This window comes from Streptosporangium sp. G11 (assembly GCF_051192615.1).
Classification (GTDB): Bacteria; Actinomycetota; Actinomycetes; order Streptosporangiales; family Streptosporangiaceae; genus Streptosporangium.
In genome coordinates this window covers 1-1,224 of sequence record NZ_JBPJUQ010000303.1, presented here as the reverse complement: position 1 = coordinate 1,224, position 1,224 = coordinate 1, and the positions used below count along the sequence as shown (strand labels likewise).

1 pseudogene is annotated in these 1,224 nt (G+C 65.8%); it reads right to left on the bottom strand.

From position 1 onward, the window contains the following. Positions 1–1,152: pseudogene (locus ACSDR0_RS50705) on the bottom strand (IS3 family transposase); the annotation flags it as partial. Positions 1,153–1,224 lie beyond the last annotated feature (72 nt).

Sequence of the window (1,224 nt, the reverse complement as noted above, 5' to 3'; positions counted from 1 at the left end):
CATGCCGGCTGGGCGTTCGGGTAGAGCATCTCGTACTCGATGGGGGTGAGCATTCCCAGGGCGCTGTGTCGTCGTTGCCGGTTGCGGAGGATCTCCAGGTATTCGAAGATCGCGCTCGCCGGCTCGATGCGGGTCTTCCATCGCTTGCGGTTGAGCGGTTCGGTCTGCGTCCGTCCCTGGAACGACTCGATGACGGCGTTGTCGAAGCAGTCACCGATCGATCCCATGGACGGGACCAGGCCGGATGCCTTGGCGCGCCGGGGATGCGCCCAGGAGGTGAACTGCACCCCGTGATCGGAGTGGATCAGTGTTCCGGGCGATGGTGTGCGGTTGCCGATCGCCATGCCGAGCGCGTTGGTGACCAGTGTGGCGGTCTGCGTCGAGTCGATGGACCAGCCCACCACGCGCCGGGAGTAGGCATCCAGCACGACGCAGCAGCAGTAGACCTTGCCCTCGCAGGTGGGGTGCTCGGTGATGTCTCCTGACCCACAGCTGGTTCGGCGCGGTGCGGGCTAATCGGCGGCCCGGCCAGGTCCGTGGTGGTTGGTGTCTGGTGGATAGGCCGACGCCGCCGGTTGCCGGGTAGCCCTTTGAGGCCGGCCCGGCTCATCAGCATGGCCACCGCTCCGTGCCCGACCGCGATGCCGCGTCCCAGCGTGAGTTCGGCATGCACTCGCATGCCGCCGTAGACGCCGTTGGAGGCGGCGTGTACCTGCCGGATCTGCTCGGTCAGCCAGAGGTGTCGCAGCTCCCGAACCGAGGATGGGCGACTTCGCCAGGCGTAGAAGCCCGACTCCGACATGTTCATAATCCGGCAGCAGATCTGGATGGGGAGCCCTTCGGCGGCCATCACCGCGATGGCCTCGAACCGTCTTTTGGGGGCACCGCCTCTCTCAACAGCTCCGCAGCACGCCTGGTCACGGCCAGCTCGGTCTCCAGCTCGGCGATCTTGCGCCGGGCCGCGACCAGCTCAATGTGGTCGCAGGAGGTGATGCCGGGTTTCTGACCGGTGTCGATCAGCTCCTGCTCGCGCCAGTTGTAGATCGTCTGGTCGCTGATCTGTAGATCGAAGGCCACCTGCCGCACGGTCCGGCCGGCCTGCAACAGGTCCAGGACCTTCCGGCGGAACTCAGGGAGATATCTCCTTGCCATGCCGGCCTCTCCTGAAGGGGGCGCAGGCATGTAAGTCAACCAAGGCGACTCCACGAAAGCCGGGGTACATCA